The sequence below is a fragment of the Cellulosimicrobium cellulans genome (assembly GCF_001722485.1).
Classification (GTDB): domain Bacteria; phylum Actinomycetota; class Actinomycetes; order Actinomycetales; family Cellulomonadaceae; genus Cellulosimicrobium; species Cellulosimicrobium cellulans_A.
This window is the reverse complement of sequence record NZ_LWGL01000191.1, coordinates 1-5,500: the sequence shown is the minus strand read 5'-3', so window position 1 is coordinate 5,500 and position 5,500 is coordinate 1. Positions and strand designations below refer to the sequence as shown.

At 74.5% G+C, this 5,500-nt stretch carries 5 protein-coding genes and 2 pseudogenes; all 7 read right to left on the bottom strand.

Going from position 1 to position 5,500, the window contains the following annotated elements; translation table 11 throughout:
• Positions 1–121: 121 nt before the first annotated feature.
• Positions 122–523 (bottom strand): annotated as a pseudogene (locus tag JZ5iCDA_RS15195) (glycosyltransferase); the annotation flags it as partial.
• Positions 524–567: 44 nt separating this feature from the next.
• The gene (locus JZ5iCDA_RS15190) at positions 568–1,758 is read right to left on the bottom strand and encodes a lactonase family protein (protein ID WP_069387913.1); all 1,191 of its coding nucleotides are present in this window, start codon (positions 1,756–1,758) and stop codon (positions 568–570) included.
• A gap of 123 nt (positions 1,759–1,881) precedes the next feature.
• Positions 1,882–2,214, bottom strand: a complete 333-nt coding sequence (locus tag JZ5iCDA_RS15185; RefSeq protein ID WP_069387912.1) for a histone-like nucleoid-structuring protein Lsr2 — start codon at positions 2,212–2,214, stop codon at positions 1,882–1,884.
• A gap of 124 nt (positions 2,215–2,338) precedes the next feature.
• Positions 2,339–2,545, bottom strand: coding sequence for a hypothetical protein (locus JZ5iCDA_RS15180; RefSeq protein ID WP_069387911.1), 207 nt, complete (start codon positions 2,543–2,545; stop codon positions 2,339–2,341).
• A complete protein-coding gene (gene lysS / locus JZ5iCDA_RS15175) occupies positions 2,542–4,029 on the bottom strand; it encodes a lysine--tRNA ligase (RefSeq protein WP_069387915.1) in 1,488 nt (495 codons plus the stop codon). Before lysS ends, JZ5iCDA_RS15180 begins: the two co-directional genes overlap by 4 nt.
• Before the next feature lie 154 nt (positions 4,030–4,183).
• Positions 4,184–5,062 (bottom strand): carboxylating nicotinate-nucleotide diphosphorylase, encoded by an 879-nt coding sequence (gene nadC, locus JZ5iCDA_RS15170; RefSeq protein WP_253182117.1) that lies wholly within the window; start codon positions 5,060–5,062, stop codon positions 4,184–4,186.
• Between the two features lie 148 nt (positions 5,063–5,210).
• Positions 5,211–5,500, bottom strand: a pseudogene (locus JZ5iCDA_RS15165) (L-aspartate oxidase); the annotation flags it as partial.

The following is a 5,500-nucleotide window of genomic DNA, read 5'->3' as shown; positions in this document are numbered from 1 at the left end:
ACCCCTTCGAACCCCGGGTGTCCGTCTCCCGCGCGATCTTCCCCCTCGTCACCGACCTCGACCGCGCCTACTTCGGGCGCGAGACCGCCGACACCGACCAGGTCGGCGTCCTCGAGGGCGTGCGCGCGAGCGTGTGCATCGTGTGCACGAGCGGCACGTCCCAGCGGTCGGCGGCGAGCCAGCCGACCTGCCCCGAGAGCCAGTAGTGGGTGTGCACGACGTCGTACCAGCCCACGTGCCGGTGCGCCTCCGTCCGCAGGACACCGGCGGTGAACGCGCACAGCTGGCCCGGCAGGTCGTACTTGTCGAGCCCCTCGAACGGGCCGGCGACGACGTGGCGCACGCTCACGCCGTCGGCCACCTCCACGCACGGCTCCTGCGCGGACGACGTCGCCCGCGTGAAGATCTCGACCTGCGCCCCGTGGCGCGCGAGCGCCCGGGAGAGCTCGGTGACGTAGACGTTCATGCCGCCCGCGTCGCCCGTCCCGGGCTGGTCGAGCGGCGACGTGTGCACGGAGAGCATCGCGACGCGCAGGTCGGTCGCCGGCGACGGCGCGCAGTCCTGGCTCACGTGCGCGGCACCTCCACGACGCACGCCGGCGCGGGCAGCGCGAAGACATCGAGCACCTCGCCCGTCCCGTCGGCCCGCGCCACGCGCAGGAGCGCGAGGTTCGACGTCGGTCCGTCGCCGTCGGCCGCGCCCGGGTCGTCCTCCTGGTTCGCGACGACGACGAGGTCGTGCGTGACGTCCGCGGTGCCGTCCGCGCCCTCGTCGAGGGCAGGGTCGCGCAGGACCGCGAAGTGGCGGGGCCACGCGCCGCCGACCGGGGTGTCGGCGAGGTGCTCGAGCGTGGGGGCACCGCCGTCCGGCGCCGGCACCACGGCGTGCACGGCGAGGACGTCCGACCCGCGCACGGCGACGAGGACGCGCGTGCCGTCGGCCGCGACGTCGACGTGCGACGGCTGGTGGGGGCGGCCGTCCGGCGCGGCGGCACGGGTCACGTCGTAGCGCGCGACGACGTCGTACGAGCCGTCCGGCCCGGGCGCGAGCACGAACAGCGCCGGGTCGAGCTCGCCGACCGCGACGAGACATCCACCGGCGAGCACGGCGAGGTGGCGCGGCCCGGTGCCCGGCGGGAACGTCGCGGCGACGCGCGACGCGGCGCCCTCGGGCGCCCGGCCGTCCGCGTCGACGTCGTGGCGGCGCAGCTCGTCGGTGCCGAGGTCGGAGACGAGCACGCCGCCGCGGCCGTCGTCGAGGACGAAGTGCGCGTGCGGCCCCTCCTGGCGCTCGGCGTCCGGTCCCGTGCCGGAGTGGGGCTCCGGGCGGGCCGGGCCGGCGAGCGCGCCGGAGCCGTCCGTCGCGGCGACGCCCAGGACGCCGTCGGCGTAGTTCGCCACGAGCACGTGGCCGTCGCGCGCGAGCACGTGGCAGGGCGAGGAGCCGCCGCTGGGGACGGTCGGGCCGTGCGGGACGAGGCCGCCGTCGGCGTCCACGGCGAACGCGGAGACCGTGCCGTCGTCGGTCTCGCCGACCGCGTAGAGGACGCCGCCGCTCGGGCCGTCCCCGGGCTGCGCCGTCCCGGGCTCCGGGCGCGCGAGGGCGAGGAAGGAGGGCGAGGACGCGTTCATCACGAGGCGTCCCCCGGTGAAGGCGGCCTTGCTCGTGTCGAGCTCGACGCGCCAGACGCCCTCGCCGTCGGCCGCCGCAGGGTGCGGGTAGGTGCCGATCCAGAGGGAGCGCGTCGCGACGGTCATGCCTCGAGCCTAGTTCTCCCCCGCCGGCCCGCCGGACGACGACGCCGGGGCGCTCGCGCGGCGGTCGGTGGACCGTCGGGCGAGCGCCCCGGCGTCGTGGAGAGGCCCTCGCAGGGCCTGCGGTCAGTGCGCCGCGTCGTACGCGGTCTGGATCTCCTGCGAGATGCGGCCGCGGTCGTTGACCTGGTAGCCGTTCTCGCGGGCCCACTCGCGGATCTCGGTGGCGCGTGCCGCGCCCGTGCTGCGGCCGCTGCGGCGCGCCGGCTTGGACGTCGGCCGCGAGGACACCTTTCGCGCGTTCCCGACCCACGTCGCCATCGCGTCGCGCAGCTCCTGCGCATTCTTCGTGCTGAGGTCGATCTCGTAGGAGACGCCGTCGAGCGCGAAGGTCACGGTCTCGTCGGCCGCTCCCCCGTCGATGTCGTCCACAAGAATTACCTGGACTTTCTGGGCCACAGTGGGTTCCTCACGCTTCACCGGAATGAGATTGCCCTGTCAGGATGCCAGTGGTCAACAACGACGTCAATTGACGCGGCCGTGCGCGTGAGAAAATGCCGGAAGCCGCACCGGAATTCACGCGTCAGATTTGTTCCGCACGGTCGTCCGACTGGCTCGCCGTGGACGATTGCGCGGAAGCGGCACGGGCCTCTTCCTCCGCGTCCAGCCGCGCGAGCGCGGCACGCTCGTTGCGGTCGGCGCGCACGATGTAGCGCATCGCGACCCAGAACAGCAGGCCGACGCCCACCGACGGGATCAGCGCGCCGATGGCGGGCAGCACGTCGTTCACGCGTCGTCCCTCCGTTCCGGGGTCTGCTGCGCGGGCTTGACGAGAGGGAAGAGGATCGTCTCGCGGATGCCGTGACCGGTCAGGGCCATGAGCAGCCGGTCGATCCCCATGCCCATGCCCCCCGACGGCGGCATGGCGTGCTCCATCGCGGTGAGGAAGTCCTCGTCGAGGCGCATCGCCTCCTCGTCGCCCGCGGCGGCGAGGAGCGCCTGCGCCTCGAACCGTCGGCGCTGGACCACCGGGTCGACGAGCTCGGAGTACGCCGTGGCGAGCTCGAACCCGCGCACGTACAGGTCCCACTTCTCGACGACGCCGGGGATGCTCCGGTGGTCGCGCGTGAGCGGCGACGTCTCGACCGGGAAGTCGCGCACGAACGTCGGCGCCACGAGGTGGTCGCCCACCTGGTGCTCCCACAGCTCCTCGACGAGCTTGCCGTGGCTCGCGCGCTTCGGGTCGTACGCGACCTCGAGGCGGTCGGCGAGGGCCACGAGGGCCTCGACCGGCGTCTCCGGCGTGATCTCCTCGCCGAGCGCCTGCGAGAGCGAGCCGTACATCGTGATCGCGTCCCAGTCCCCGCCGAGCTCGTACTCCGAGCCGTCCGGCAGCGCGATGGTCGTGGTGCCGAGCGCGTCCCGCGCCGCGGTCTGCACGAGGTCCTGCGTGAGGGCCGCCATGGTGTCGTAGTCGCCGTAGGCCTCGTACGCCTCGAGCATCGCGAACTCGGGCGAGTGCGTGGAGTCGGCGCCCTCGTTGCGGAAGTTCCGGTTGATCTCGAAGACGCGTTCCACGCCGCCCACGACAGCCTTCTTGAGGAAGATCTCGGGGGCGATGCGCAGGAACAGGTCCATGTCGTACGCGTTCATGTGCGTCGTGAAAGGACGGGCCGCCGCGCCGGACGCGACGGTCTGCAGCATCGGGGTCTCCACCTCGAGATATCCACGGCGGTGGAAGTTGTCGCGCAGAGAACGCACGACGGCGGCGCGGAAACGCACCATGTCGCGCGCCTCGGGGCGCACGATGAGATCCACGTAACGCTGTCGGACGCGCGATTCCTCGGAGAGGTCCTTGTGCAGCACGGGAAGGGGTCGCAGCGCCTTCGCGGCCACCTTCCAGGAATCCGCGAAGACGCTCAGCTCGCCGCGGCGGGAGCTGATGACGCGCCCGTGCGCGAAGAGGTGGTCGCCGAGGTCGACGTCGGCCTTGAAGTCCGCGAGCGACTCCTCGCCGACCACGGCCTGGCTGAGCATGACCTGCAGCCGGTTCCCCTCGCCGTCCTGCAGCGTGACGAAGCACAGCTTGCCGGTGTTGCGCAGGAACACGACGCGGCCGGCGACGCCGACCTCGTCCTGCGTCTCCTCGCCCGTCTCCAGGTGCGCCCAGCCGGCGCGGACCTCGGCGATGGTGTGCGTGCGGGGCACCGAGACGGGGTACGCCTCCTCGCCGCGCGCCAGGATCCGCTCGCGCTTCTCGCGGCGGACCTGCATCTGCTCGGGGACGTCGTCGGCGGTCGTCGGGTCGACGACGGTGCTCGGGGTCTCGGGCGCGGCAGGAGCAGGGGTTCCGGCGGGGGAGGTCACACGCCCGATTCTACCGACGCCCCCGCGGCGGCCCGCCCGCCCGGGCCCGCGGACCCGAGCCCTACCTCGCGAGCGTGGGCAGGAGGTCGAGCGCGAGGTCGAGGATCGGGGCGGAGTGCGTGAGCGCGCCGACCGAGAGGTAGTCCACCCCGGTCGCGGCGACCTCCTTCGCGCGGTCGAGCGTGAGGTTGCCCGTGGCCTCGAGCTCGACCTTCGCGGGCACGCCGTCGCGGCCCTCGCGCGCGCGGACGGCCGCGACGGTGTCGGCGAGCACCGGCGTCGGCATGTTGTCGAGCAGGAGGAAGTCCGCGCCGGCGTCCAGCGCCTCGAGCGCCTGCGCCGTCGTGTCGGCCTCGACCTGGACGAGCACGTCGGGGAACGTCCGGCGGATCGCGGCGATCGCGGCGCTCACGGACCCCGCGGCCACGACGTGGTTGTCCTTGACCATCGCGACGTCGTACAGGCCCATGCGCTTGTTCGTCCCGCCGCCCGCACGCACGGCGTACTTCTCGAGCGCGCGCAGGCCGGGCGTCGTCTTGCGGGTGTCGAGCACCTGCGCGCCCGTGCCGGCGAGCTCGCGGGCCCACGCGCGCGTCGCCGTCGCGACGCCCGACGCGCGGCTCGCGAGGTTGAGCAGCGTCCGCTCCGCGACGAGCAGCACCTGCACCGGCCCGGTGAGCGCGGCGAGGACGCGCCCGCGGCCGACGGCGTCGCCGTCGCGCGCGGTGAACGTCACCGCGACCTCGGGCAGGCCGAGCCGGGCCGCGACCTGCCGCACGACCTCCTCGACCACGACGAGCCCCGCGACGACGCCGTCCGCGCGCGCCACGAGGTGGGCCGTGCCGGTCTCCGCCGCCGGGACGGTCGCCTGCGTCGTGACGTCGCGCCCGGGCGCGGCGCCGAGGTCCTCGTCGAGGGCACGCGCCACGGTGCCGGCGATCCACGCGGGGTCGAGGGCGGGCTCGACGTGCGACGGGAGGCCGGGGCGCGACGCGCCGTCGGGCGTGCCCGCGGCGACGGGTCCAGAGGTGCTCACGGTCGCCCACCGTACCCGTCGCGGCCCCCTGGCGGACCCGCCACGGCGGGCGTCAGCGGACGTCGAGGGTGCCGTCGTCGGCGAGCGAGACGAGCACCCGGCGCTCCCACGCGAGGTCCGTCGCGGGGAAGTCCGTGCGGAAGTGGCCGCCGCGGCTCTCCGTCCGCAGCGTGGCCGCGGCCGTCAGCGCGGTCGCGACCTGGTGGATGTTCGTCGTCTCCCACTCGGCCGTCTGCGGCTGCGCGACGACGTCGGTCGCCTCGTGCGCGTCGGCGCGGACGGCGGCGAGCCGGGCCGCCGCCGCGGCGAGCCCCTCGCCGTCCCGCACGACGCCCGGCCGCG

Excerpts from the sequence above, each read along its gene's own strand:
- lysS (WP_069387915.1), bottom strand. The coding sequence starts at position 4,029 with ATGCAGGTCCGCCGCGAGAAGCGCGAGCGGATCCTGGCGCGCGGCGAG.
- JZ5iCDA_RS15190 (WP_069387913.1), bottom strand. The coding sequence starts at position 1,758 with ATGACCGTCGCGACGCGCTCCCTCTGGATCGGCACCTACCCGCACCCT.